The organism is Collinsella sp. LCP21S3_A3 (assembly GCF_052118905.1).
Taxonomy (GTDB): Bacteria; Actinomycetota; Coriobacteriia; order Coriobacteriales; family Coriobacteriaceae; genus Collinsella.
Map to the genome: position 1 here is coordinate 83,442 of NZ_JBQKGH010000004.1, position 25,001 is coordinate 108,442.

23 protein-coding genes are annotated in these 25,001 nt (G+C 60.5%); 20 read left to right on the forward strand and 3 right to left on the reverse strand.

Going from position 1 to position 25,001, the window contains the following annotated elements:
• Positions 1-5 precede the first annotated feature (5 nt).
• Genes ACTQ0H_RS03360 through ACTQ0H_RS03370 form a run of 3 tightly spaced genes read left to right on the forward strand, consistent with a single transcriptional unit; the run spans position 6 to position 4,185 of the window.
• On the forward strand, positions 6-1,367 hold the full coding sequence (locus ACTQ0H_RS03360) for a M50 family metallopeptidase (protein ID WP_441537869.1): 1,362 nt from the start codon (positions 6-8) through the stop codon (positions 1,365-1,367).
• A gap of 13 nt (positions 1,368-1,380) precedes the next feature.
• Positions 1,381-2,463 (forward strand): flavodoxin-dependent (E)-4-hydroxy-3-methylbut-2-enyl-diphosphate synthase, encoded by a 1,083-nt coding sequence (ispG, locus tag ACTQ0H_RS03365; RefSeq protein WP_441537868.1) that lies wholly within the window; start codon positions 1,381-1,383, stop codon positions 2,461-2,463.
• Entirely contained in the window at positions 2,464-4,185 is a 1,722-nt protein-coding gene (locus tag ACTQ0H_RS03370) for a proline--tRNA ligase (RefSeq protein WP_441537867.1), read from the forward strand.
• 173 nt (positions 4,186-4,358) lie between these two features.
• Here the strand turns inward: ACTQ0H_RS03370 and ACTQ0H_RS03375 are convergent, their stop codons facing one another.
• Entirely contained in the window at positions 4,359-5,123 is a 765-nt protein-coding gene (locus ACTQ0H_RS03375; protein WP_154516259.1) for an aminoglycoside phosphotransferase family protein, read from the reverse strand.
• An 87-nt stretch (positions 5,124-5,210) separates the two neighbouring features.
• On the reverse strand, positions 5,211-7,859 hold the full coding sequence (gene adhE / locus ACTQ0H_RS03380) for a bifunctional acetaldehyde-CoA/alcohol dehydrogenase (protein WP_427795671.1): 2,649 nt from the start codon (positions 7,857-7,859) through the stop codon (positions 5,211-5,213).
• 232 nt (positions 7,860-8,091) lie between these two features.
• On the opposite strand from adhE, the gene ACTQ0H_RS03385 reads away from it, so the two are divergent.
• Positions 8,092-8,535, forward strand: a complete 444-nt coding sequence (locus ACTQ0H_RS03385) for a hypothetical protein (RefSeq protein ID WP_441547811.1) — start codon at positions 8,092-8,094, stop codon at positions 8,533-8,535.
• A gap of 229 nt (positions 8,536-8,764) precedes the next feature.
• Here ACTQ0H_RS03385 and rpmB read toward each other — a convergent pair whose 3' ends face one another.
• The gene (gene rpmB / locus ACTQ0H_RS03390) at positions 8,765-8,953 is read right to left on the reverse strand and encodes a 50S ribosomal protein L28 (protein WP_022094725.1); all 189 of its coding nucleotides are present in this window, start codon (positions 8,951-8,953) and stop codon (positions 8,765-8,767) included.
• A gap of 450 nt (positions 8,954-9,403) precedes the next feature.
• Between rpmB and pyrR the strand changes: the two genes are divergently transcribed.
• The 16 genes from pyrR (at position 9,404) to dusB (ending at position 25,000) form a co-directional block, all read left to right on the forward strand.
• Complete coding sequence (gene pyrR, locus ACTQ0H_RS03395; protein WP_138374176.1) at positions 9,404-9,988, forward strand: bifunctional pyr operon transcriptional regulator/uracil phosphoribosyltransferase PyrR; 585 nt, start codon at positions 9,404-9,406, stop codon at positions 9,986-9,988.
• Between the two features lie 4 nt (positions 9,989-9,992).
• Positions 9,993-10,937: an aspartate carbamoyltransferase catalytic subunit gene (locus tag ACTQ0H_RS03400; RefSeq protein ID WP_035138537.1), complete on the forward strand. Its 945-nt coding sequence runs from the start codon at positions 9,993-9,995 to the stop codon at positions 10,935-10,937.
• Positions 10,921-12,210: a dihydroorotase gene (locus tag ACTQ0H_RS03405; RefSeq protein WP_154516264.1), complete on the forward strand. Its 1,290-nt coding sequence runs from the start codon at positions 10,921-10,923 to the stop codon at positions 12,208-12,210. The genes ACTQ0H_RS03400 and ACTQ0H_RS03405 overlap by 17 nt, the downstream gene beginning before the upstream one ends.
• A 116-nt stretch (positions 12,211-12,326) precedes the next feature.
• Positions 12,327-13,094 carry a dihydroorotate dehydrogenase electron transfer subunit gene (locus ACTQ0H_RS03410; RefSeq protein ID WP_154516544.1) on the forward strand — a complete coding sequence of 256 codons (768 nt, stop codon included), beginning with the start codon at positions 12,327-12,329 and terminating at the stop codon, positions 13,092-13,094.
• A 14-nt stretch (positions 13,095-13,108) separates the two neighbouring features.
• Positions 13,109-14,017, forward strand: coding sequence for a dihydroorotate dehydrogenase (locus ACTQ0H_RS03415; protein WP_154516266.1), 909 nt, complete (start codon positions 13,109-13,111; stop codon positions 14,015-14,017).
• Positions 14,011-14,727: an orotidine-5'-phosphate decarboxylase gene (pyrF, locus tag ACTQ0H_RS03420; protein ID WP_441547812.1), complete on the forward strand. Its 717-nt coding sequence runs from the start codon at positions 14,011-14,013 to the stop codon at positions 14,725-14,727. Before ACTQ0H_RS03415 ends, pyrF begins: the two co-directional genes overlap by 7 nt.
• Before the next feature lie 240 nt (positions 14,728-14,967).
• On the forward strand, positions 14,968-15,276 hold the full coding sequence (gene mihF, locus ACTQ0H_RS03425) for an integration host factor, actinobacterial type (protein WP_006236130.1): 309 nt from the start codon (positions 14,968-14,970) through the stop codon (positions 15,274-15,276).
• Positions 15,277-15,846 (forward strand): guanylate kinase, encoded by a 570-nt coding sequence (gene gmk, locus ACTQ0H_RS03430; protein WP_370450596.1) that lies wholly within the window; start codon positions 15,277-15,279, stop codon positions 15,844-15,846. It begins immediately after the preceding gene.
• 5 nt (positions 15,847-15,851) lie between these two features.
• Positions 15,852-16,133, forward strand: coding sequence for a DNA-directed RNA polymerase subunit omega (locus tag ACTQ0H_RS03435; RefSeq protein WP_441547813.1), 282 nt, complete (start codon positions 15,852-15,854; stop codon positions 16,131-16,133).
• Positions 16,134-17,378 (forward strand): tRNA uracil 4-sulfurtransferase ThiI, encoded by a 1,245-nt coding sequence (thiI, locus tag ACTQ0H_RS03440; protein ID WP_427726849.1) that lies wholly within the window; start codon positions 16,134-16,136, stop codon positions 17,376-17,378.
• Positions 17,379-17,592: 214 nt separating this feature from the next.
• A complete protein-coding gene (locus tag ACTQ0H_RS03445) occupies positions 17,593-18,303 on the forward strand; it encodes a helix-hairpin-helix domain-containing protein (RefSeq protein WP_441537865.1) in 711 nt (236 codons plus the stop codon).
• A 602-nt stretch (positions 18,304-18,905) separates the two neighbouring features.
• Entirely contained in the window at positions 18,906-20,603 is a 1,698-nt protein-coding gene (locus ACTQ0H_RS03450) for a DNA internalization-related competence protein ComEC/Rec2 (protein ID WP_441547814.1), read from the forward strand.
• 78 nt (positions 20,604-20,681) lie between these two features.
• On the forward strand, positions 20,682-21,644 hold the full coding sequence (holA, locus tag ACTQ0H_RS03455) for a DNA polymerase III subunit delta (RefSeq protein ID WP_427747932.1): 963 nt from the start codon (positions 20,682-20,684) through the stop codon (positions 21,642-21,644).
• A gap of 133 nt (positions 21,645-21,777) precedes the next feature.
• Positions 21,778-22,044 carry a 30S ribosomal protein S20 gene (gene rpsT, locus ACTQ0H_RS03460; RefSeq protein WP_022094714.1) on the forward strand — a complete coding sequence of 89 codons (267 nt, stop codon included), beginning with the start codon at positions 21,778-21,780 and terminating at the stop codon, positions 22,042-22,044.
• 96 nt (positions 22,045-22,140) lie between these two features.
• Positions 22,141-23,952: a translation elongation factor 4 gene (lepA, locus tag ACTQ0H_RS03465; RefSeq protein WP_441537863.1), complete on the forward strand. Its 1,812-nt coding sequence runs from the start codon at positions 22,141-22,143 to the stop codon at positions 23,950-23,952.
• Positions 23,953-23,956: 4 nt separating this feature from the next.
• Positions 23,957-25,000: a tRNA dihydrouridine synthase DusB gene (gene dusB, locus ACTQ0H_RS03470; RefSeq protein ID WP_441041564.1), complete on the forward strand. Its 1,044-nt coding sequence runs from the start codon at positions 23,957-23,959 to the stop codon at positions 24,998-25,000.
• Position 25,001: the final 1 nt, after the last annotated feature.

A 25,001-nucleotide genomic window follows, 5' to 3' on the forward strand; every position in this document is an offset into this window, starting at 1 on the left:
GTTTTATGGAAACTGTTCTGAGCGTTCTCTCATCGGTCTTTTGGGGCCTGCTGATGCTTTCCGTCCTCGTGTTTTTGCACGAGGGCGGCCACTTTTTGGCGGCGCGTGCCTGCGGCGTCCGGGTGACTGAGTTCTTTTTGGGCCTGCCGTGTCGCTTTGATATTCACCATACGTCTCGTCGGATCGGCACCAAGTTTGGCGTGACCCCGCTGTTGCTGGGTGGGTATGCTGCCATCTGTGGCATGGATCCGACCGATGTCTTGTGTGCCGATCGCGTGCTTGCCGCCATCTATCGCCACGGCCGTGTGACGGTGGCCGATCTTGCCGTCGAGCTTGAGCTGTCCGAGGAGGATGTGCTCGAGGCCTGTGCTTTGCTGCTGGGTTGGGGCTCCATAGCTCCTTGGTATGAAGAAGGGGAAAAGCCTTCGCCTGGTTACTATCCCACCAAGTACCAGACCCTGCCGCGTGACGCGGCGGGTTATACCACCTTTGACGGCCGTCGGTTCGATCGCGAGCACGCGACTGCCGAGGGCGATGTATGGGAACTGCCGTGCGGCGAGGCCGAATTCCTTGCACGCGAGCGCTCGCACACCTATTTGGGTCAGGGCTTTGTCAAGCGTGCCTTTATGCTGCTTGCGGGCATTATCGTCAATATCCTGACGGGCTTTTTGCTCCTTATGAGCATCTATTCCATCGCGGGTGTCACGGTGCCGGTGGACACCAATGTGATCGGCCAGGTTGACGAAGGCTCGATTGCCTCCGCGGCGGGAATCGAGGATGGCGACGCGATTCTTTCGGTCGACGGAATATCGTGCTCTACCTGGATGGACGTTTACGATGCCATTGGCAAGGCTGCTGGTAAGGACGATATCGCCATTGAGTATGAGCGTGACGGCAAGAAGCATTCGACCACGGTTGCGCTCAAAGAGGACGAACGCCTAGGTGTGTATGTCTCTACGCAGGTGGTTCGTTTAGACCCCATCACGTCGGCTCGCCTGTCGTTCTCCTATGTCGTGCAGACAGCGGAGGGCGTGATGCGCCTGCTCCAGCCGCAGCATACGATGGAGATTCTCGATCAGTCCTCTTCGATCGTGGGTATTAGCGTTATGTCCTCACAAGCTGCTGCTGCCGGCCCTGCCACGTTCCTTTCGTTTGCCGCTCTCATTTCGTTCTCGCTTGGCTTTATGAACCTGCTGCCTATCCCGCCACTCGATGGCGGCAAGTTGCTCATCGAGATCATTCAAAAGATTGCGGGCCGCGAGCTTCCGCTCAAGGTCCAGACGATTGTGAGCTATGTGGGCATCGCGCTCTTTGCGCTGCTGTTTGTCTATATGCTTCGTTCCGACATCCTTCGATTTATTCTGTAGGGGAGTGTTTGGATTGTCTTTATCCCATCCTTTGCCTCGCGAGTTGACGCGCCCCGTGCATGTGGGCGACGTGCAGATCGGTGGAGGCGCGCCGGTGGCGGTTCAATCCATGACCTGCACCGATACCGCTGATGCCCAGGCAACGCTTGCGCAAGTGCGCGCGTTGGCGCAGGCTGGCTGCGATATCGTGCGCGTGAGCGTGCCCACCGAGGCCGCGCTTGAGGGTTTCCGCGCCATCTGTGCCGAGTCTCCGGTGCCGATCGTTGCCGACATCCACTTTAACCATAAGCTCGCCATTGGTGCCGTTGAGGCCGGTGCTGCCAAGCTGCGCATCAATCCCGGCAATATCGGCGATTGGGCCAAGGTTGACGCGGTGATCGATGCTGCGGGTGCCGCGGGCTGTGCGATTCGTATCGGCGTCAATGCTGGTTCGCTTGAGCAGGATATCGCTGAGCGCGACGACCTCACGCAGCCCGAAAAGCTCGTGATGTCGAGCGAACGTTTCGTCAAGCATTTTGAAGACCGCGGCTTTACGAACATTGTGCTATCGGCCAAGGCCCATAGCGTGCAAACGACGCTCGACACCTATCGTGCCCTGTCGCGTGAGATTCCCCACGTTCCGCTCCACCTGGGTGTAACCGAGGCGGGCACCAAGCTGCAGGGCACCATCAAGAGCTCGGTGGGCCTTGGCATCCTGCTGTCCGAGGGAATCGGTGACACCATGCGCGTTTCGCTCACGGCCGATCCGGTTGAGGAGCCGCCGGTCGCCTGGGGAATTTTGCAGTCGCTGGGCCTGCGTCGCCGCGGCCCCGAGATTGTCTCGTGCCCCACGTGCGCCCGCTGTCAGGTTAACCTGATCGCAATCGCCGAGGAAGTAACCGAGCGGCTTAAGAACTATGCCGCGCCGCTTTCGATTGCCGTCATGGGATGTGCCGTTAATGGCCCCGGTGAGGCTTCTGATGCCGACCTGGGCGTTGCTTGCGGACGTGGTCAGGGCCTGCTCTTTTCGCACGGCCAGATCATTGGTAAAGTAGCGGAGGACCAAATTGTCGACGCGCTTATGGCCGAGGTCGACAAGCTTATTGAGGAGAAATAAATGACCCGACCAATGTATATGTCTAAGCTGTATGCTCCGACGCTCAAAGAGGATCCGGCCGACGCTGAGCTTGCGAGCCATCGCCTGCTGCTCCGTGCCGGTATGATCCGCAAGGAGGCCGCCGGTCTCTATTCCTATCTGCCGCTCGCGTGGCGCTCGATTCGCAAGATTGAGAACATCGTGCGCGACGAGATGGACGCCGCCGGCGCCCAGGAGCTCATGATGCCCATCATGGTCGATGCCGAGCTGTGGCGTGAGTCCGGCCGTATCGATGCCTATGGCAAGGAGCTCGTGCGCTTTGATGACCGTCACGGCCGCGAGTTCGTGCTCGGCCCCACGCACGAGGAGACCGTGACTGCCCTGGTGCGCAACGAGCTGCGTTCATACAAGCAACTGCCGGTGAATCTCTATCACATCCAGGACAAGTTCCGCGACGAGTTCCGTCCCCGCTTTGGCCTGATGCGCGGTCGCGAGTTCATCATGAAAGACGCCTACAGCTTCTCTGCCACGCAGGAGAGCCTGCAGGAGGAGTATGACAAGATGAAGCAGGCCTACGCCAATATCTGCGAGCGCTGCTACATTAAGGCCCTGCCCGTCGTCGCCGATTCCGGCGAGATCGGTGGCGACACCTCCGTCGAGTTCATGGCGCTGGCAGATGCCGGCGAGGCTTCGCTGGTCTACTGCGACGATTGTGGCTTTGCTGCCGATGACGAGGCGGCAAGCACCAAGGTCGTTGTGACCGAGGGCCCCGGCGACGGCACGCTCACCAAGGTCGAGACTCCGGGTATGGGCACCATCGAGGCCGTCGCCAAGTTCTTCGGCTTCCCCGAGAACGGTACGCGCAAGTCGCTGGCTCTCATCGACGCCGAGGGCAAGCCGGTTGTGGCCATCGTTCCGGGCGATCATGAGCTCAACGACTGCAAGGCCGAGCATGTCTTTGGCAAGGGCTATCGCATGATGACCGACGAGGAGCTCCAGACCTACGGTCTGCATAAGGGCTTTATCGGACCGGTTAACCTGCCCGAGGGCATTCGTCTGGTCTGCGACGAGAGCCTGCGCGAGTCCAAGCAGTGGGCCTGCGGTGCCAACGAAGTCGACTATCACTTTACCGGTGCCTGCCCCGAGCGCGACTTTACCGTCGACGAGTGGGCCGACCTGGTTACCGTCGTTGCCGGCGACCCTTGCCCGCTCTGCGGCAAGCCGCTCTCCGCTGCTCGCGGCATCGAGGTTTCCCAGGTCTTCCAGCTGGGCACCAAGTACTCCGAGGCCATGGGTGCCACCTTTATGGACGAGGACGGCAAGGAGAAGCCGCTTATCATGGGTTGCTACGGCGTGGGCGTTTCCCGCTCGCTCGCTGCCGTCGTGGAGCAGCACAACGACGAGCACGGTATCGTTTGGCCGGTCTCCGTTGCCCCGTACGAGGTTGCGGTGATTCCGCTCGACCCCAAGAAGGAGGAGTGCGCTTCTGTTTGCGATCAAATCGTCGAGGGTCTGTGCGCCGAGGGTATCGAGGTTGTCGTAGACGACCGTGACGAGCGTCCCGGCTTTAAGTTTGCCGACAACGACCTTATGGGCTTCCCTTATCAGGTGGTGCTCGGCAAGCGCGGCCTTAAGAACGGCACCGTCGAGCTCAAGGATCGTGCCACGGGCGAGCGCGAGGATGTGGCGATCGATGAGGTTGTCGCCAAGGTGGCTGAGCTTGTGAAAGCAGCACGCCGTTAATCGAGCCCGCTGCGTTTAGTGCACTTGTTAAGCGGCCCTGCGTCTCTCGAGGTAGAGATGCAGGGCCGCTTTTGCGTCTAAGGGACAGTTGTTGCTAAAAGGAAAACCCCGCAGCCCATGCGAGCTGCGGGGTTTTCCTTTGTGCCTCCGATGCGAAATAAATCGCTCAGATATTACTGATAATCGACGACGTCGATCCAGTTCTTAAGGAACTCATCGTTCACGTTGCGCTTACGAGCGAGCTCGGAAGCGGCGACGATGCTCGTCCACTGACGCACGACCTGCATGGGCATGTCGGCGCGATCGCAGTAGAGCTCCAGGTAGGCCTCGGCCTGGTCCTTGCTGTTGAGGGCAAAGAGCAGGTAGGTGGTGGCAACGTCGGCAGCAGGGGAGCCCTGGGTGGCGTGTGCCCAGTCGCAGACGTACAGCTGGCCGTCGTCGCCAACGATGACGTTGGAGGGGTTGAAGTCGCCGTGGCAGACCTTGAACTCCTTGGTCATGCCGTCCAGACGCTCCTGAAGGTTGTAGCGCGTGGTGGCATTGAGCTGATCGAGGCTGTCGATCATGCGGGCGAACTTGTCGCGCTGACGGTTGAGCAGCGGGGAGGTGTAGCCGTGGATCTCGATCTGGAGGTCGACGAACATCTCGAGGTACTCACCAAAGCGCTGGGGCTCGGCAGTCATCTTCTCGGCAAGGGTGGTGCCCGGAACCTTCTCGGTCACGAGCGCCCAGCCGTTGGCGTTCTCGAGCTGAGAAACCTCGAGAGCCTTGGGGCTGCGGATGCCGCACTCATTGATGCGGGCAAGATTCAAAGCCTCGTTGAACACGTCGGAGACGGGCTTGGTCTCGTTAAAGACCTTGACGATCTTGTCGCCCAGGTCGTAAACGACTTTGTTGCCGCGACGGACGAGCTCGGTCTTGGATTCGGGGAGCAGCATGATTGCATCCTTTCAACGATGCGATAGAAGCAGCGGCGGGGGCGTGCGTGCGCCCGTTCACCCCCGCCGAAATAACCGTGCTAAAAACTAGCAGACGGCGTAGTCCTGGGGCTCGCGGCCATAGTAGGCGTCCAGGTAGAGCTCCTTGATCTCGCTCATGAGCGGGTAGCGCGGGTTAGCGCCGGTGCACTGGTCGTTGAATGCCTGCTCGGTCATCTCGTCGAGGGTGTCGAGGAAGTACTGCTCGTCAACACCGTAGTCGGCGATGGTCTTCTTGACACCGATGAAGTCCTTGAGCTCCTCGAGCTTCGTGATGAAGTTCTCGAAGACCTCCTTGTCGTCCTTGCCCTCGATGCCGCAGTACTTGGCCATCTCGGCGTAGTTGTGCAGCGCGTTGGGGTAGGGATACTGGGAGAACGTGCCCATCTTGACGGGGGCCTCGGCGGCGTTGTAGCGCATGACGCGAGTCAGGATGATGGCGTTGGCGATGCCGTGGGGCAGGTGATGGAAGGCACCGAGCTTGTGGGCCATGGAGTGGTTGAGGCCCAGGAAGGCGTTGGCGAAGGCCATACCGGCCATGCAGGAGGCGTTGTGCATCTCCTCGCGGGCATGCGGGTCCTTGGCGCCGTTTTCGAAGCTGGAGGGCAGGTTCTCGAAGACGAGCTTGGCAGCGCGCTCGGAGAGGCCCTTGGTGTAGTCGGAGGCCATGATGGAGACATAGGACTCGATGGCGTGGGTCATGACGTCGATGCCGGAGGCGGCGGTCAGGCCGCGCGGGGCGGTCATGCAGTTGTCGGCGTCAACGATAGCCATGTTGGGGAGCAGCGCGTAGTCGGCGAGCGGCCACTTGATGCCGGTCTCCTTGTCGGTGATGATGGCGAACGGCGTGCACTCGGAACCGGTGCCCGAAGAGGTCGGGACGGCGACGAAGTAGGCCTTCTTGCCCATCTCGGGGAAGGTGAAGATACGCTTGCGGATGTCCATGAAGTCCATGGCCATGTCCTCAAACTTGCACTCGGGGTGCTCGTACATCATCCACATGATCTTGCCGGCGTCCATAGCGGAGCCACCGCCGACGGCGATGATGACGTCCGGCTCAAAGAGAGCCATCTGCTTGGCGCCGCGACGTGCGCACTGCAGCGACGGATCGGGCTCGACGTCGTAGAAGCAGTCGTGGGCGATGCCCATCTCGTCGAGCTTGGCCTCGATGGCGCGGGTGTTGCCATTCTTGAAGAGGAACTGGTCGGTGACGATAAAGGCGCGCTTCTTGCCCATGACGCTGCCCAGCTCGTCGAGAGCGACGGGCGTGGAACCCTTCTTGAAGTAGACCTTCTCGGGAGCGCGGAACCACAGCATGTTCTCACGGCGCTCGGCCACAGTCTTAACGTTGATCAAGTGCTTCACCCCAACGTTCTCGGAGACGGAGTTGCCGCCCCAGGAGCCGCAGCCCAGGGTCAGAGACGGCTTCATGCCAAAGTTGTACAGGTCACCGATGCCGCCGTGCGAGGACGGGGTGTTGATGACGATACGGCAGGCCTTCATGACATGCTCGAACAGGCTGATCTTATCGGCCTGGGCGGGATGCACGTACAGAGAGGCGGTGTGGCCCGGGCCACCGGCGAGTACCAGGTGCTCGGCCTTGTCGACGGCCTCCTGGAAGTCCTTGGCGTGATACATGGCCAGGACAGGGGAGAGCTTCTCGTGGGAGAACTCCTCCTTGGCGGGGTCGGTGGAGGTGACCTCGGCGATCAGGATCTTGGTCTTGGCGGGAACCTCGATACCGGCGAGCTCGGCGATCTTGGCGGCAGCCATGCCGGGGATGCGGTGATCGAGAGCGCCGTTCTTGAACATGGCGCCGCGCAGGGCCTCCATCTCGGCACCCTGCTTGACGAAGTAGCAGCCGCGCTTCTGGAATTCGGCCTTAACCTGGTCATAGATGGTGTCGATGACGGTCACGGACTGCTCGGAAGCGCAGATCATGCCGTTGTCGAAGGTCTTGGAGTGGATGATGGAGTTGACGGCGAGCAGCACGTCGGCGGTGTCGTCGATGACGACCGGGGTGTTACCGGCGCCAACGCCCAGGGCGGGCTTGCCCGAGGAGTAGGCGGCCTTGACCATGCCCGGGCCACCGGTGGCGAGGATGATGTCGACATCGCGCATGACCATGTTGGTCAGCTCGATGGAGGGGACATCGACCCAGCCGATGATGCCCTCGGGGGCGCCGGCCTTGACGGCGGCGTCAAGCACGAGCTTGGCGGCGGCGATGGTGCACTTGGCGGCAGCCGGGTGCGGGGAGATGATGATGGCGTTGCGGGTCTTCAGGCTGATCAGCGTCTTGAAGATCGCGGTGGAGGTGGGGTTGGTCGTCGGGATGACGGCGCCCACGATGCCGATGGGCTCAGCGATCTTGGTGATGCCGTAGGCCTCGTCGCGCTCAATGACACCACAGGTCTTGGTGTTCTTGTAAGCGTTGTAGATGTACTCTGCGGCGTAGTGGTTCTTGATGACCTTGTCCTCAAGAACGCCACGACCGGTCTCCTCGATGGCCATCTTCGCCAACGGGATACGAGCCTTGTTGGCGGCCATGGCGGCCTCGTAGAAGATCTTGTCGACCTGCTCCTGCGTGTACGTAGCAAAAAGCGCCTGGGCCTCTCGCATCTGAGCGAGTTTAGCCTCAAGCGCCTCTACGTTGTCCACAATTGCGGGAGTAGTGTTTTCCGGTGACTTTTTCACCATTTGTGTCTCCTTGCGATCGGAGATTTACCCTACGTGTTGCATGATAGCAAGAAATTATTCGGCGAACGGTAAGATTCCCGTAAAAGGCACACTAAAACGCTTCAACTAGATGAAGCGTTTTAATTAAAATATCTGCCTGGCATCGGCCCGCTCATTGGGGACAGACTTATATGAGTGCTTTCACTCATTTGGGACAGACATCGTTTTGCAATTTCGCTGTTCTGGATCTGTTATGGCGGTGCAGCTGCTCGATTATATCCATCTCAATCCTGTGAAAGGTGCGCTCGACTCACTCGAGGCGTACCGATGGTCAAGCTTCAAGGCATATCAGCTGGGCTACGATCCCTTTGACATTTGTGATGCGGCCCCTATGCTCGATATTGTCGGAGGCTCCCGTTGCTATTGCGAGCATCTCAAGGAAGTTGCCGGGCGCATCTGGTCGGTGGAGGTTCTTCCGCGCCGTCGGATCCCCGATGAGGAGGCCCTTTCCGTTGCGCGCGAAGTCCTGCCGAGCATAGATCCTACGCTGCTTAAGGCCCTGCCACGCCCCGAACGCGGTGCCTGCCTGCTGAGGCTCCGGCAGGCACATCTCACGGTCAAGCAAATTGCCCGTATCACCGGTATCGGCGCTACAAGTGTGACCAAGGCAACTGCGGGCTGGAAGGAAGCTGCGTGAGGCAGGGGCCGGAGCTAGTCGGGGCGCCGCAGACTCGCATCATGTCTGTCCCCAATGAGTGAAAACACCCATGTAAGTCTGTCCCCAATGAGTGAAAACACCCATGTAAGTCTGTCCCCAATGAGTGCAAAAAGGCGCCCTCCACAAGAGAGGACGCCTTTGGTAAGTTCTATGTGAACGCGAGGTCTTTGACCCGGAGAGTCCGAGGTACTTGTTGGTAAGACCTTATTTAGGAGCGCGCAACCTTGCCAGACTTAAGGCAGGTGGAGCAAACGTTCATCTTGCGACGGTGACCATCGACGACGACGTAGACGCGCTGGATGTTGGGGCGGAACTTACGGTTGGTGACGCGGTGAGAGTGGCTGATGGAGCGACCGGCAACGGGGTGCTTACCGCAAACTTCGCAAACTTTGGACATAACTGACCCTCCTTGGGCGACAAACGAACATGTCGCGTTAACAAACAAGCCTGAACTATAGCACAGAAGCAGCTCCCTGTGCGTAATCTACACAGAGATATTTCTCTTATGGCGATAGTGCCCACGCTACGGCCCTGGACGTAGATCCGATTTGCGTGTAGCAGAGGGGATTATGCCAGCTCGCATCGACGTTTTCAAGCTTGTCCCGCAAATATATATAGGTTTATGGAGCGTTGAGTCCGTTTGCGGATTGCTCCGTATTAATGCTCGCAATTAAGCTCGGGGTTGGCTACACTATCCCTTGACCATTAAAGGGGTACGAGATACCCACATGGATTTATATTGCTGCCATAGAGCAGTCCTTCCTGTGGGTGTCTGGTCCGCTTTGAGCGGTCGGGCATCTATTTTTTTGACTGTATCAGCAGTCAAGACATGTGAGGAAGGAGATCGATGGGCACGACTTCCCCCAAGGCGGTCATCATGGACGAGACCGCCGTCAACCGAGCGATGACCCGCATCGCGCACGAGATTCTCGAGCGCAACGAGGGCTGTGAAGACCTCGCTCTGGTCGGCATCGTCACGCGCGGCGACCTTCTGGCAAAGAAGCTCGCCGAGGCGATCAAGGAGATCGAGGGTGTTGACGTTCCGCTCGGCAGCCTGGACATCAGCTTCTATCGCGATGACTATGCGACTAACTTCGCTCCCGCGATCCACGCTACCAACATTCCCTTCAGCGTCGACGGCAAGCGCGTCGTTTTGGTGGACGACATCCTGTACACGGGCCGCACCATCCGCGCCGCTCTGGACGCCGTTATGGACCTGGGCCGTCCGAGCCGCATCGAGCTGGCAGTTCTCGTTGACCGCGGTCACCGCGAGCTCCCTATCTCGCCGGACTTTGTCGGCAAGAACGTTCCCTCGTCGCACGAGGAGAACGTGCACCTATATATGAAGGAAGTCGACGGCCGTACCGCTGTCGAGATCAACGACGTCGCGCCGGGTTCCCACGTGGGCTCCGCGCCGCTGGGAGGTGAGTAGTACCGTGGCGTTCAATCATAAGCACCTGATCGACATTACCGAGTACTCCGAAGAGGACATCAAGCTCATCCTCGAGACCGCCAAGGCGTTCTCCGAGGTCAACGAGCGTGCCATCAAGAAGGTCCCCACGCTCAAGGGCAAGACCATCGTCAATATGTTCAACGAGCCCTCGACGCGTACCCGCAGCTCCTTCGAGCTCGCCGAGAAGCGTCTTTCGGCCGACAGCCTCAACTTTGGCGGCTCCTCGACCTCCACGGTCAAGGGCGAGAGCCTCGTCGATACCGTCGAGACGCTCAACGCCTACAAGATCGACTGCATCGTCGTGCGCGACAAACATGCCGGTGCTCCCTACATCGTCACGCAGAATTCGCCCGCGAGTGTTATCTGCGCCGGTGACGGTAAGCACAATCACCCCACGCAGGCTCTGCTCGACCTGTACACCATCTGGGAGCACAAGGGTGACTTCCACGGTCTGAAAGTCGCCGTCGTCGGCGACATCGCCCACTCCCGCGTCTGCGGCTCGCTGATCCCCGCGTTGAAGATCATGGGCTGCGAGACCTACGCCGTCGCCCCCGGCACGCTGCTGCCGCCGGCGCCCGAGGTTCTGGGCTGCGACCACGTGACGAGCGACCTCGATTCCGTCCTGCCCGAGCTGGACGTCGTCTACATGCTGCGCGTACAGCAGGAGCGCCTCGAGGGTGCCCCGTTCCCGACCATTCGCGAGTACCACAAGCTCTTCGGCCTGACCAAGGACCGTGAGAAGCTCATGAAGCCCGACGCGATCATTTGCCACCCGGGCCCCATCAACCGCGGCGTCGAGTTCGACTCCTATATGGCCGACCACCCGCAACGCTCCGTCATCCTGGAGCAGGTCTACGCCGGTATCTGCGTGCGTATGGCTATCCTGTATCTGCTGCTTGGAGGTGCCGATAATGGCCTTGCTTCTTAAGAATGCCCACGTCGTCGATCCGTCCGTCGAGCTTGACGGGGTCGTTGACGTCCTGATCGACGGCGACAAGATCGCCGAGGTCGGCGAGAACCTCGCCGCCGAGGGAGCCGAGGTCCGCGACCTTTCCGGTAAGTATCTTGTCCCTGGCCTGGTGGACATGCACGTCCACCTGCGCGAGCCCGGTTACGAGGTTAAAGAGGACATCGAGAGCGGCACCCGCGCAGCTGCCAAGGGCGGCTTCACTGGCGTGTGCGCCATGCCCAACACCGACCCCGTTACCGATAACGGTACCGTTGTTGAGTTCGTCAAGTCCCGCGCTGCCGAGGTCGGCCACTGCCGCGTCTATCCTTCTGGCGCCATGACCCGCGGTCTTAAGGGTGAGGCTATGTCCGAGATGGGCGATATGGTCGCCCACGGCGCCGTCGCCTTCACCGACGACGGTCGCGGCGTGCAGGGTGCAGGCATGCTCCGTCGCTGCATGGACTACGGCAAGATGTTCGGCAAGGTCTTCATGAGCCATTGCCAGGACGAGGACCTGGTCGGCCACGGCCAGATCAACGAGGGCAAGGTTTCGACTCGTCTGGCCCTCGAGGGCTGGCCGGCTGCCGGCGAGGAGCTCCAGATCGCCCGCGACATCGAGATCGCAAAACTGACCGGTGCCAAGCTGCACATCCAGCACATCTCCACCGCCCATGGCCTGGAGCTCGTGCGTGCCGGCAAGGCCGCTGGCGTTCAGGTTACCTGCGAGGCCACTCCGCATCACATGTTCCTGACCGAGAACGACCTGGACGAGACCTACAACACCTCGCTCAAGGTTAACCCGCCGCTGCGTACCGACGAGGATGCCGAGGCCATCCGCCAGGGTGTCATCGACGGCACCGTCGACGTCATCGTCACCGATCACGCTCCCCACACGCCGTGGGAGAAAGCCCGTGAGTTCGAGCTCGCGCCCTTTGGCATGATCGGCCTCGAGACCTCGCTGTCGCTCGTGCTCACCGAGCTGGTCAACACGGGCAAGATGGGTATGGGCCGCATGGTCGAGCTCATGGCTATTAAGCCGCGTGAGATCCTGGGCCTCGACCAGGTTCAGGTCAAGGCGGGCTCTGTTGCCGACCTGACCGTCTTCGACGCATCTGTCACCTGGACGGTCGGCGAGGACGGTTACGAGTCGCGCGCCGAGAACTCCGGTTTTGCCGGCCGCACGCTCACCGGTCGTGCCACCGATGTGTTTGTCGGCGGTAAACAGACGCTTGCCGACGGCTGCATCTGCTAGCATAGCCTTATCGCTTTTGTGCGCGGTGCCCTTGCGGTGCCGCGCTTTCTGTTCGTTTGGTCCATGCAACTGCATGGGGGATTGGAGCGTCTATGCCCACACCTTCCACTGCACGCATGCACGACTTCGAGGTCGTCTCGAACCAGGAGATCGCCGACGGCATCTTCTCGCTCGTTATTTCGGCCCCCAAGCTTGCAAGTGCGCTCAAGCCCGGTCAGTTTGTGAACATCGCCGTGCCCGGCGATGCCTCTTCGCTGCTTCGCGTGCCCTTGAGCTTCTATCGCTCTGACGCCGAGGCCGGTACCGTCGAGCTGTGGTACGCCGTCGTGGGCGACGACACCCGTCGTCTGTCGCAGATGGGCCCCGGCTCCAAGTCCAACCTGTTGGGCCCTGGCGGCCGCGGCTGGCTGGTACCCGAGGGCACCAGGAAGGCGCTGCTCGTGGCGGGCGGCATCGGTGTTCCGCCCGTGCTGTGCCTCGCTGGCATGCTTGCCGAGCAGGGCGTGGCCGTTGACGTGTGCCTGGGTTTTGGCACTGCGTCCAAGGTCGTGGGCGTCGATGAGTTTCGCGCGCTGGGAGCCACGGTCAACGTGTGCACCGACGACGGCTCGTTGGGTACGCACGGCTTATGCACCGATCCTGCCGCTGAGCTGCTCGGCAAGGGCGGTTACGACTACGTCGCCAGCTGTGGTCCCGCCGTTATGATGAAGAAAGTCGCCGCCGCTGCCGCCGAGGCCGGCGCGTACTGCGAGGTGTCGCTCGAGCGCATGATGAGCTGCGGCTTTGGCGCCTGCAACACCTGCAATGTCGAGACGGTCGACGGTATGAAGGGCGCCTGCATGTGCGGCCCCGTGTTCGATGCTTCCAAGGTGGTGGTCTTCTAGTGGGTACCGTGAACATGTCCGTCGATTTCGGCGGCGTCAAGATGCAGAACCCCATCAACACCGCAGCCGGTACCTTTGGCTACGGTTGGCAGTTCCAGAACTTCTTTGATGTCTCCCAGCTGGGTGCCATCACCACCAAGGGTTGCGCTGCCGAGCCCTGGCCCGGCAATCCTGCACCCCGCATGGCCGAGATCCCCGGCGGCATGATCAATTCCGTGGGCCTGCAGAACCCCGGTGTTGCCGCTTTCGCCCGCGAGTCCGGTCCGTGGCTCGAGCAGCTCTCCAAGGACGGTTGCCAGGTCATCTGCCAGGTTGCCGGTCACTCCGTTGATGAGTTCGTGCGCGCGCTCGAGATGTATGTCGAGCTGTGCCCCTGGGCTGCCGGCTATGAGATCAACGTGAGCTGCCCCAACATTGCCGCCGGCGGTGCCGCCATGGGCTCCACGCCCGAGGGCGCCTCTTCCGTTATGGCTGCCTGCCGCAAGGTGACCGATAAGCCGCTGTTCGTTAAGATGGCTCCGGTCAACGTCGCCGAGATCGCCCGCGCCCTCGAGGCTGCCGGCGCCGACGGCCTTTCGGTCATCAACTCCATCCAGGGCATGGCCATTGACGTGCACACCCGCAGGTCCCGTGTGGCCAAGCCCAAGGGCGGCCTTTCGGGCCCGCTGTGCCACCACATCGCCGTCCGCATGGTCTGGGAGGTCGCCCAGGCCGTCGATATCCCCATCAACGGTGTCGGCGGTGTCATGACCGGCGAGGATGCGGCCGAGTTTATCCTGGCCGGCGCCACCTGCGTGTCGGTCGGCATGGCCAACTTCGTCGACCCGTGTGCTTCGCTTAAGATCGCGCACGAGCTCGAGGCCTGGGCGGAGTCCCAGGGCGTAAAGGACATCAACGAGCTGGTAGGTGCGTTCGAATGCTAGAGACCGATGCCCGCGACCGTGTTATCGTCGCCCTCGACTGCGACCGTGAGCGCGCACTCGAGCTCGCCCATGAGCTTTCGGGCCATGCCGTCTGGCTCAAGGTGGGCATGACGCTCTATTACGCCGAGGGTCCCGAGATCGTCAAGACGTTCAAGGATTTGGGCTTTAAGGTCTTCCTCGACCTCAAGTTCCATGACATTCCGCATCAGGTGCGCGGTGCCGCTCGCTCGGCCTCGCTTGCCGGTGCCGACCTGCTCTCGGTCCACGGCTTGGGTTCGGGCGCCATGCTCGCTGCCTGCCGCGAGGGTGCCGAGGAGGCGCGCGAGGACCGCGCCAAGCTCGTCGCCATCACCGTACTTACGAGCATGAATCAGGATGCGCTGGCGGAGATCGGCGTCGAGTCGCCCGTGGCCGAGGAGGCCGCTCGCCTGGCAAAGCTCGCTCAGGCCAACGGCATCGACGGTATCGTGTGCTCGCCGATGGAGGCTCATGACATGCGTGAGCTGCTCGGCCCCGACGCGCTGATCGTGACTCCGGGTGTGCGTCCGGTGGGTGCCGCCCTGGGCGATCAATCCCGTGTGGCGACACCTTCCCAGGCTATCGAGCGCGGTGCGAGCCACATCGTGGTGGGCCGTCCTATTACCGGCTCCGACGATCCGGTTGCGGCCTTTGACGCCATCGTCGCCGAGCTGGTCGAAAACGTCGCGTAAAAGATTCCCTCAAGTCACCACTTTTGGGTCTTATTAGCACAAATTAGCCCTTGTGCCTGCGAAAACTTTCCCATCCTTTGTGTGGAATCACAGGTCAGGGGCTCAACTTTGACCTCCGTATATTGCACTTTTCGCAGGTATCGTCTAACCTATGGAGCCGTCGATTGGGCATTTAGTGCGTTTGACGTGCTAAAATGCCAATTATTGCATCAGATATAACCCAACTATTTGGAGGTTCGAATGGCACTCCCTCAGCTTACCGACGAGCAGCGTAAGCAGGCTCTTGAGAAGGCTGCCGCCGCACGTCACGCCCGCGCTGAGCTTCGCGAGCAGATCAAGAAGGGCGAGAAGTCCCTCGAGTCCGTGCTCAACTCCGATGACCCCATCGCTTCCCGCATGAAGGTTTCCACCCTCATCGAGTCTCTGCCCGGTTATGGCAAGGCCAAGGCCGCCAAGATCATGGAGGAGCTCGGCATCTCCGCTACCCGTCGCGTCCAGGGCCTCGGCGTCCGTCAGCGCGAGCAGCTCCTCGAGCAGCTGACCAAATAAGTGAGCGCTCAGGATTCAAAGCTCTTTGTGATTTCTGGACCGTCAGGTGCAGGCAAGGGGACGCTCGTCACTCGTGTGCGCGAGCGCCGCTCGAACCTGGGCCTGACGGTTTCGGCTACCACGCGAGCGCCACGTAAAGGTGAGGTCGACGGCGTCAACTACTTTTTCCTGACGCGCGAGGAGTTCGACCGCCGCGTGGCAAACGGTGAGTTTGTTGAGTGGGCCGAGGTCCACGGTAACTGCTACGGTACGTTGGTGAGCGAGGTCGCATCCAAGCTCGCCTCTGGCTCGTCTCTGATCTTGGAGATTGATGTCCAGGGTGCCCTGCAGGTCAAGGAGCGTTTCCCCGAGGCCGTGTTGATTTTTATCAAGCCGCCTTCGCTTGAGGTGTTACGCGATCGCCTGGTCGGTCGCGGCACCGAGACGCCCGAGACGATCGAGCTGCGTATGGCAAACGCCGCCGATGAACTTGCCCTTGCCGACCGCTACGACGACGTCGTGGTGAATGACGATCTCGACCGCGCGACCGATGAGCTCGTTCGCGTTCTCGATATGCATGAAAGGATCTGAGGTCCGTGTCCGTTGTAAAGCCTTGTATTGACGATCTTCTGGAGAAGACCGATCACAACCGCTTCCTGCTCGCCTCGCTTGCCTCCAAGCGCGCCTGCGACATTAACAGCATGCTGCGCGGCCAGCACAACCGCGTGCTTGCCGTTCAGGATGTCGATGACATTACCATTGGCCTCTCCGGCGCCGATACCATCTCGATGGCTATGGACGAGATTGTCGACGGCGATATCTCCTACGACGAGGTTCGTTACAAGAAGGCGCTCGGCCACAAGGTTGCTGAAGCCTAAATGGCAGCTCGCGTCTGCCTGGTCCACTATCACGAGGTTGGACTGAAGGGCAAGAACCGCGCACATTTTGAGCATATCCTCATGGATAACATCAAGGCGGCCTTGGCCGCCTTTTCCGTGAATGCCGTGTCTCGAATTTCCGGTTATATCCTCGTGACCTTTAACGAGCATCAGGCCGACGAGGCGGCGCGTGTCATTCGCACCGTCCCCGGCGTTGCCCGCGTGTCCCTGGCATATCACACCAACCGCGACCCGCAGGAGTACTGCGCCGCCGCCGTGAAGGCGCTGCGTGAGTTTGGTCCCTTCGATTCGTTTAAGGTGCATGCCAAACGCTCTAACACCGACTACGAGCTCACCTCGATTGATATCAATCGTCAGGTTGGCGAGGTACTGTGCGAGGCCTTCCCCGATAAAAAGGTCCAGATGCACGACCCCGACGCGATGGTGCACGTACTGGTGGTCCAGGGTAGCGTTTACGTGTATGCGCGCTCCGAGCGCGGCGTGGGCGGTCTGCCGGTGGGTTCCGCCGGCAAGGTTGTGACGCTCCTGTCGTCGGGCATCGATTCTCCGGTGGCGACCTGGATGCTCGCGCGTCGCGGCGCGGTGTGCGTGCCGGTACATTTCTCCGGTCGTCCGCAGACACCCGATACGAGCGAGTATTTGGTGCAGGACATTATCCGTGCGCTTGCGCCGGGCGTCCAGATCGGCCGCCTGTACGTGGTGCCGTTTGGCGATTGCCAGCGTGAGATTTCCGTGGCCTGCCCCAGTAACCTGCGCGTGATCATGTATCGCCGCATTATGTATTCGGTTGCCGAGCGCATTGCGCATATCGAGGGCGCCAAGGCTATCGTGACCGGTGAATCGCTCGGTCAGGTTGCCTCCCAGACGCTCGAGAACATTATGGCCGTCAACGAGGCCGTCAAGATCCCCGTGTTCCGCCCGCTGATCGGTTCGGACAAGCAGGAGATCATCGCGCGTGCCGAGGAAATCGGTACCTTCGATATCTCGACCGAGGCTGCTCCCGATTGCTGCACGCTCTTTATGCCGCGCCGCCCCGAGACGCATGCAAAACTCGATGCCGTGCATGAGGCGTGGGAGCTGTTCGATCACGAGGAGATGATTGAGCGCTTGCTCAAACAGACCGAGTACATCGACTTCGAGAGCAACACGTACAAGGCCCCTAAGACCTTAAAACGTAAACATCCTCAGCTTGCTCCACGTGAGATTTACCAAGATCACGAATAATGTTGTGTATAGACCGGCGGTGCATTTGCATCGTCGGTCTCAATCTATCTGGGCATTAGGCGATAAACGGTTCATTTGTCGACGTGTATCTGAATAAATGGACACTATCCTGCAAGGTTTTGGTCAGCTTTTGGTTTGACTTCGATAACCGGTGTGGGCGTGCGGAGGCTACGGCGCTCGTTTCCTGACACGATGGTGTTGGGAGGTGTTTGCTATGGCGCAACGCGAGCAACACGAACGGGTTAAACGGATGGACCGCTGGGCAGAAAAGCTACTCGGCTATAAGGCGATGGTCGTGGCGATTCTGATTGTCATTGCCGCCGCGAGCGGCTTGGCGATGGCAAGTTTTGGTAGCCGCTCCAGCGGCGTGTCGTTTGAGCGTAGTGATGTGGCGGGCGCCTCGGGTGTGCGCGGGGCCGGGGAAGGGTTACCTGATGATGCCGATGAGTCGTCTGCCAAGAGTTCTTCTGCTGCTGAGGTGTACGTCGATGTCGATGGCGCCGTTGCGAGGCCTGGCGTGTACCGGCTCAAAGACGGAGCGCGGGTGTCCCAAGCGATCGATGCCGCCGGAGGGCTTACGGCTGAGGCGGATGTGACAGGGCTTAACCGTGCGTCCAAGATCACAGATGGCCAAAAGATCTATGTTCCGATGGTGGGGGAGCAACAAGCGGCTGCGGCGGTCGGCGGGGTCGAAAGCGGTGCTGCCAAGACTGCTGGTGCGGGGTCTTCGTCGGGGCTTGTGAATATCAATACGGCAAGTGCGGCGGAACTGCAGACGCTTTCGGGCATCGGGCCTTCTACGGCCCAGTCGATTATCGATGAGCGGACTCAAAACGGGGCCTTTGCCTCGGTCGATGACCTCATGCGCGTATCGGGGATCGGTGAGAAAAAGCTCGCCAAAATTAAAGATTGCATCTGCGTATGAGTGTGTCCGAGTGCGAGCATGTGATGCCGCCGCGGCCCCTAATGCCGTGGACGATGGCCCTTTGTTCTGGCTTGTGTACGAGCTGCGGCCTGGTACTTAACGTGGCAGCCGATTTGCTGCTGGGAGAGCGGGCAGCGCCCGTCACATTGCTTATGGCCATTCCCGTTGCGGCTGCCGCGTGCATCGTATTGGCTCGGTTTTGTATGCGTCTTGTGCGGTGGAGGCGATGGCTGTATGCCGCGGCCCTCGGCCTCCTGGCGGGAGCGGTCGTGTCCGCGGGTTGGGCGATAGGGGCGTTGCGTGCTTCGACGGCACTGGATAATCGAGCTGCGAGCAGTCTCGAGTTTGTTGTACAGGGTGATCCATCCATCAATGACGGGACGTACTCCTATACCTGTGATTCATATGCGGGTGGAAAGCGCTTGGGCGAGATACGGCTGTCGTGTGATCGTGAGCTCGGCGCCGGTTCGCATGTACGTGCTATCGGTCGAATTTCGCGTTTTGAGAATGATGCGTACGGGCGCTCACGCGTGCTTCGGGGCGAGCTTCGAAAAGTTAAGGTCATCCGGTTGGTATCGGTTGACGAAGGCTTTCCGGGGCCGTTGCCCTGGCTGCGAAACGAGCTCCTTGCCGCTATCGCGCCCGAGACCGATCCGGCGCGCTCGCTCATTGCCGGCGTTGTCTGCGGACGCTCCTCCGAGCTGCGTGCTCAGCCGGCGGGCGATTTGTTTTCGGTAACGGGCACCGCACATCTTATCGCCGTCTCGGGCAGCCATCTTGCCATCGTTGGGTTTGTGATTGAGAGCGCCCTGCAAAAGACTCGCCTCTCTCGTGGGCTGCAGAGAGGGGTGTTGGTGCTGGCCCTCGCTGCCTATGCCGTCTTTACGGGCGCTTCGCCCTCGGCCGTGCGCGCGTGCTGCATGGTGGCGGCGACGCTTGTCGTCAACGGCGCCGGGCGTCGTCGGCATGGCCTTTCGGCTCTTTTTGTCACCATGGCAATCTTTGTGTTGCTGCGTCCCACGGTATTGTTCGAGATGGGTTTTCAGCTATCGTGCGCCAGTGTTTTTGCCATCCTTTGTTTTTGCCCCTACGCTACCTACGCCTTGGGCGAGCTGGGCGTGCCATCGGGGGTTGCCAGTATTTTGTCCGTCACGCTGTGCTCACAGCTCGCGACACTTCCCGTAACCATTCCCGCATTTGGGATGTTTTCGCTCATTGCCCCGCTTGCAAATGCCGTGATCGGTCCGGTGATAAGCGTGCTGCTCGCATCTTCGGTTGTGCTGGTGCCTTGCTCGCTTGTGCCGCTCTTGCGTCACGGGGCGCTTGTGGTGCCCATGGCTATCGCTCGCTGTGCCCTGTTCTTTGAGCAGCTCTTTGCTGCCGTTCCGGGCGCATCCGTAAGCGTGCCGCCCGATACGCCCTTGGTATACGTGGTGCCTTTTTCGCTGGTGGTCCTCTTGGTCTTGTGGCCACGCCCCAGCGCACGGTCCATGGCAGTGGGGCTGCTGTGTTTGATGCTTGCAGCGGGCGTTCCGTATGTCTATTGGGATCGATGTGCGCCGCCTTCGGTGACAGTCCTTGATGTTGGCCAGGCCGATGCGATTCTGGTTCGTCAGGGTGGCGCCGTGGCGCTCGTCGACTGTGGGCTCGACGCGCGCGTGGTGTCGGCGTTGGTACGCAATAACGTCCACCATATCGACGCCGTCTTCGTGACGCATTGGGATGATGACCATTGGGGCGGTCTTCCCGACGTACTCGATCGGTTTTCGGTGGGAACCATTGCGGTTGCGGCGGATGCGATGGGCAGCGCGCCTGCTGAGGTTCTGAATCGCCCAAGCGTCACGTATCGGCAGGTGGCTCGCGGAGACACAGTCGATATCGGTGCATTTCGGGCTCGTGTGATGTGGCCGTTTGATACGGTTGACGGTGAGGGCAATGAGGACTCGCTTGTCTTGCTGCTCTCCTATGCTCAGGAAGGCAAGAGCCTGCGTATGCTCCTCACCGGTGATGCCGAGCTCGATCAGGAGTGCGAGTTTGTACAGGAGGTGGGTGATATCGATGTGCTCAAGCTGGGGCATCACGGCTCAAAAGTTTCTGTCGATACAGACCTGCTGGAAACCCTTAAGCCCGAGCTCTCTATTGCGAGCGCGGGCGAGGGCAACCGCTACGGCCATCCATCCGATGCCTGCATCGATGCCGTTAGCGATGCGGGCGGCGCGTTCGCATGCACTATCGAGAGAGGCGACATTACCGTCTCGCCGACTGCGGCCGGTTTTACCATGCGATGTCAGCGACCGTGATGCTGCCGTTGGCGCGGGACCAACCCGTGGGATAGAATGGCACGGTACGAACTGGAGAGCCTGCGGGAGGGGAGCGCGATGTCTGAAACCGGTCTGCTGCCGGCATATCTGATCGTCGGTACCGACGGAGTCAAGCGCGACCACGCCGTCTCGCGTATGAAAGCGCGTCTGGAAAAGTCGGGTATGGTCGAGTTCAACCTCGACGAGCGCGACATGACCAAGGACCCCGATATCGAGTCCATTATCGGATCGCTCAACACTTTTCCCATGGGCAGCGAGTTTCGCTTGGTAATCCTTGACGGCTGCTCAAAGCTCGCCAAGGCGGTCTCGGAGCCGCTTGTCGAGTATTTAGCGAGTCCAAGCCCCACAACGGTCTGTCTCATCATCGCCGACTCGCTTGCCAAGAACACGCGCCTGTATAAGGCGATCGCCAAGATCGACAAGAAGGCCGTGATCGATTGCTCCGGCACCAAGCGCTGGGAGCTACCGCGCCGCGTGCAGCAGATGGCGACGCAGCACGGCAAGTCGATCTCGACGGCGGCCGCCGAGGAACTCGTCTCGCGTTCGGGTGAAAACACTCGCATGCTCGATAACGACTTGGCCAAGCTTGCCCAGATGGTCGATGCGCCGCAAATTGAGCTTGCCGATGTGGAACGCTGGATCGTGCGCACGGCCGAAGTTCAGCCCTGGGATTTTCTCAACGCGGTCTCGGCTCGTGATATGCGCCGCTCGCTTGAGCTCTTTGGGCTGCTACCCGCCAAGAGCTATGTGTGGACCTACACGCTGCTGTGCGGACGCATTCGCGAGCTTATCGTCGCCAAGGCGCTCGATGCGCGTGGACAGGGTCGCGAGCTTGCCGCGACGCTCAAGCTTCAACCCTGGCAGGTTAAGAATCACCTGACCTGGGCACGCCGCTTTTCGATGGCGGAGCTCGTCGCGGCGCTCGAGGGCGCGGTCGATGTGGAGCTCGCTCTTAAGGGTTCGGCCGATTCTCAGAACGCGCTTTTGCTCTGGATTACGAACATCTTGAGAAAATCGTGATGATAGCTGTCTATTTGACAAATTCGTTCTATCCCTTTGAGGGGGAGCGTGCTATAGTAGGCGCTTGCATGACCTCACCGTGTCTCAGAGGTGTCATACATTTTTTGCAAGGAACTCGAAAGGAACTCCAGAAGTGGCAAACATCAAGTCTCAGAAGAAGCGTATCCGCACCAATGAGGCAGCTCGCATGCGTAACAAGGCTGTCAAGTCCGAGCTCAAGACGCTGACCAAGCATGTCCAGTCCGCCGTCGCCGAGGGCGACGCCGAGAAGGCCCAGGCTGCCCTCAAGACCGTCACCAAGCGCCTCGACATGGCTGCCGCCAAGCATGTTATCCACAAGAACCAGGCTTCCAACCGCAAGTCCGGTCTTGCCAAGCTCGTGAACAGCATCAACGCCTAAGTTGTAAATTTCACACCACTCAGATTACGCGCATAAATGGAGCCTGTTTTATGGAACAGGCTCCATTTTTTGTACCGCTCGGGTAAGATAGTCCGCATGAATACTTCAATTGACATTTCCCACATCCGCAACTTCTCGATCGTTGCGCACATCGACCATGGCAAGTCCACGATCAGTGACCGCATCCTCGAGCTCACCCATACCGTCGACGAGCGCGACATGGAATCGCAGCTGCTCGACACCATGGATATCGAGCGCGAGCGCGGCATCACGATCAAGTCCAATGCCGTTCGCGTTTCCTATGACGCCGACGATGGCGAGACGTATCAGTTCAACCTGATCGATACGCCGGGCCACGTGGACTTCACCTACGAGGTCTCGCGTTCGCTTGCCGCTTGCGAGGGTGCGGTGCTCGTCGTCGACGCCACGCAGGGCGTCGAGGCGCAGACCGTCTCCAACGCGACGCTCGCCATGAACGCCAACCTGGATATCGTGCCCGCTATCAACAAGATCGACCTGCCGTCGGCACACCCCGACGAGGTTAAGACCGAGATCGAGGATGACCTTGCGATTCCTGCCGACGATGCCGTATGCGTATCGGGCAAGACCGGCGAGGGCATCCATGATCTGCTGGAGTCCATCGTCTTTTTGATCTCACCGCCCAAGGGCGATGCGACGGCGCCGCTCAAGGCGCTCATCCTGGATTCGTATTTTGACGAGTACCGCGGCGTCGTCGCCACGGTCCGCGTCTTTGACGGCTCCATCAAGAAGGGCGATACCCTGCGCATGATGCAGGCCGAGGGCGACTTTTTGGTCGATGGCGTGGGCGTCAAGCGTCCCGCCGAGACTCCGGTCGACGCGCTGACGGTCGGTGAGGTGGGCTACGTGGTCACGGGCCTGAAGGACCCTGAGGCCGTTCGCGTGGGCGATACCCTCACGTGGGCGTCGAATCCCTGCCCTGAGCCGCTTCCCGGTTACCGTGAGGCCAAGCCCATGGTCTACACGGGCTTGTTCCCGATCGACAACAAGGATTACGAGAACCTGCGTGACGCTCTCGATAAGCTGCATGTCAACGACCCGTCGTTGGTGTGGGAGCCCGAGACCTCGGTGGCGCTCGGCTTTGGCTTCCGCGTTGGCTTCTTGGGCCTGCTGCATATGGAGGTCGTCAAGGAGCGCCTGGAGCGCGAGTTCAACCTGGACCTCATCGCCACGAGCCCTTCGGTGGACTACCACGTCTACAAGACCGACGGCGAGATGATTGATGTCCGCAGCCCGCAGGATCTGCCCGAGGCTACGCGCATCGAGCGTATTGAGGAGCCCTACCTCAAGGCCAAGGTTATCTGCCCGCCCGAGTATACGGGAGCCGTCATGCAGCTCGCTATCGAGCACCGCGGCATTACGACCGACATGATCCACCTCACGAGCAAATCGGTCGAGATGCGCTTCGACATGCCGCTCGCCGAACTCATCCTGGACTTCTTTGACCAGCTCAAGAGCCGCACCAAGGGCTATGCGTCGCTCGATTATGAGTTCAACGAGTATCGTCCCTCCGAGCTCGTCAAGCTCGATATCCTGCTTTCGGGCGACGAGGTGGACGCGCTTTCGTTTATCGTGCACAAGGACAAGGCCTATGGCCTGGCCCGCGGGTTGTGCGACAAGCTTAAGGAAATTATTCCGCGCCAGCTGTTCGAGGTGCCCATTCAGGGTGCCATCGGCAACAAGATCATTGCCCGCTCGACCGTCAAGGCGCGCCGCAAGGACGTTTTGGCCAAGTGCTATGGCGGCGATATCTCGCGTAAGCGCAAGCTGCTCGAGAAGCAGAAAGAGGGCAAGAAGCGCATGAAGGCTATCGGTTCGGTCGAGGTCCCGCAAGAGGCCTTTATGGCGATCCTCAAAGTGGACGAGTAGTTCCATGGCGCTTTCTGAATACAGTACGCGGCTGCTGGGTGCCTATGCCGAGCAGCCGTTCCTTATGGCTCCCATGGCCGGCGTGACCGATCCCGCCTATCGCATCATGTGCCGCCGCCGCGGCGCCAATCTTGCCTATAGCGAGATGGTGAGCGTGGCGGGCCTTGCCTATGCCAGCAATAAGACGTGGCGCCTGGTGCTGCCGGCAGACGAGGAGCAGCAGATCTGCGTACAGCTCTTTGGCTCCAAGCCCGATCAATTTGCGAGCGCCGTCGCTGCCGTCGAGGAGCGTGTGGGCGATCGCCTGTCGCTGATCGATATCAACATGGCCTGCCCGGCTCGCAAGGTCGTCACCAAAGGGGAGGGCTCGGCGCTCATGCGCACGCCCGAGCTGGCCGAAAAGATCGTCGAGGCGGCGGTGGGCGCGGCGCACGTGCCCGTGACCGTTAAGATCCGCAAAGGCTTTTACGCTGAAGATCGCAATGCCGCGACGTTTGCCCAGATGCTCGAGGGGGCGGGCGCCGCGGCTGTGGCGGTGCATGGTCGCTGTGCCACGCAGCTCTATACGGGTCAGGCCGATTGGTCGGTCGTCGATGAGGTGGCCGATGCCGTCGAGATTCCCGTTATCGGTTCGGGCGACGTGTTCTCGGCCGAGGATGCCGCGGAGCATCTGCGCAACTCGGGTGCCAGCGCGGTGTTTATCGCACGCGGTATCTACGGTAATCCCTGGGTCTTTGGTGATGCTCGCGCCCTTGCGCTCAATGGCGTACCGGTGCCGGTGCGCAGCTCTGTCGAGCGCCTGGACGCCCTGCGCGAGCATCTCACACTGACGCATGAGCTTCTGCCGCTCATGTCGCGTGCCCGTACGTATGCAAGCTGGTATCTAAAGGGCATGCCCCATGCTGCCGCCTGGCGCGCCCAGGTGGTGCGTTGCTCTACATATGAGGAGTTCATGGCATTGGTCGATGATATCGAGCGCGATGTGGTGGCCTGCGAGGCCGCGCTTGCCGCTGGCGAGTCGGTGCCCGCTCATCCGCTGGAGGCCTAAC

What these genes read in the sequence shown, in the direction of transcription:
- ACTQ0H_RS03360 (WP_441537869.1), top strand. Translation starts at nt 6, where the DNA reads ATGGAAACTGTTCTGAGCGTTCTCTCATCGGTCTTTTGGGGCCTGCTG.
- ACTQ0H_RS03370 (WP_441537867.1), top strand. Translation starts at nt 2,464, where the DNA reads ATGACCCGACCAATGTATATGTCTAAGCTGTATGCTCCGACGCTCAAA.
- ACTQ0H_RS03375 (WP_154516259.1), bottom strand. Translation starts at nt 5,123, where the DNA reads ATGCTGCTCCCCGAATCCAAGACCGAGCTCGTCCGTCGCGGCAACAAA.
- adhE (WP_427795671.1), bottom strand. Translation starts at nt 7,859, where the DNA reads ATGGTGAAAAAGTCACCGGAAAACACTACTCCCGCAATTGTGGACAAC.
- ACTQ0H_RS03385 (WP_441547811.1), top strand. Translation starts at nt 8,092, where the DNA reads ATGGCGGTGCAGCTGCTCGATTATATCCATCTCAATCCTGTGAAAGGT.
- rpmB (WP_022094725.1), bottom strand. Translation starts at nt 8,953, where the DNA reads ATGTCCAAAGTTTGCGAAGTTTGCGGTAAGCACCCCGTTGCCGGTCGC.
- pyrR (WP_138374176.1), top strand. Translation starts at nt 9,404, where the DNA reads ATGGGCACGACTTCCCCCAAGGCGGTCATCATGGACGAGACCGCCGTC.
- ACTQ0H_RS03405 (WP_154516264.1), top strand. Translation starts at nt 10,921, where the DNA reads ATGGCCTTGCTTCTTAAGAATGCCCACGTCGTCGATCCGTCCGTCGAG.
- ACTQ0H_RS03410 (WP_154516544.1), top strand. Translation starts at nt 12,327, where the DNA reads ATGCACGACTTCGAGGTCGTCTCGAACCAGGAGATCGCCGACGGCATC.
- ACTQ0H_RS03415 (WP_154516266.1), top strand. Translation starts at nt 13,109, where the DNA reads ATGTCCGTCGATTTCGGCGGCGTCAAGATGCAGAACCCCATCAACACC.
- pyrF (WP_441547812.1), top strand. Translation starts at nt 14,011, where the DNA reads ATGCTAGAGACCGATGCCCGCGACCGTGTTATCGTCGCCCTCGACTGC.
- mihF (WP_006236130.1), top strand. Translation starts at nt 14,968, where the DNA reads ATGGCACTCCCTCAGCTTACCGACGAGCAGCGTAAGCAGGCTCTTGAG.
- thiI (WP_427726849.1), top strand. Translation starts at nt 16,134, where the DNA reads ATGGCAGCTCGCGTCTGCCTGGTCCACTATCACGAGGTTGGACTGAAG.
- ACTQ0H_RS03445 (WP_441537865.1), top strand. Translation starts at nt 17,593, where the DNA reads ATGGCGCAACGCGAGCAACACGAACGGGTTAAACGGATGGACCGCTGG.
- holA (WP_427747932.1), top strand. Translation starts at nt 20,682, where the DNA reads ATGTCTGAAACCGGTCTGCTGCCGGCATATCTGATCGTCGGTACCGAC.
- lepA (WP_441537863.1), top strand. Translation starts at nt 22,141, where the DNA reads ATGAATACTTCAATTGACATTTCCCACATCCGCAACTTCTCGATCGTT.
- dusB (WP_441041564.1), top strand. Translation starts at nt 23,957, where the DNA reads ATGGCGCTTTCTGAATACAGTACGCGGCTGCTGGGTGCCTATGCCGAG.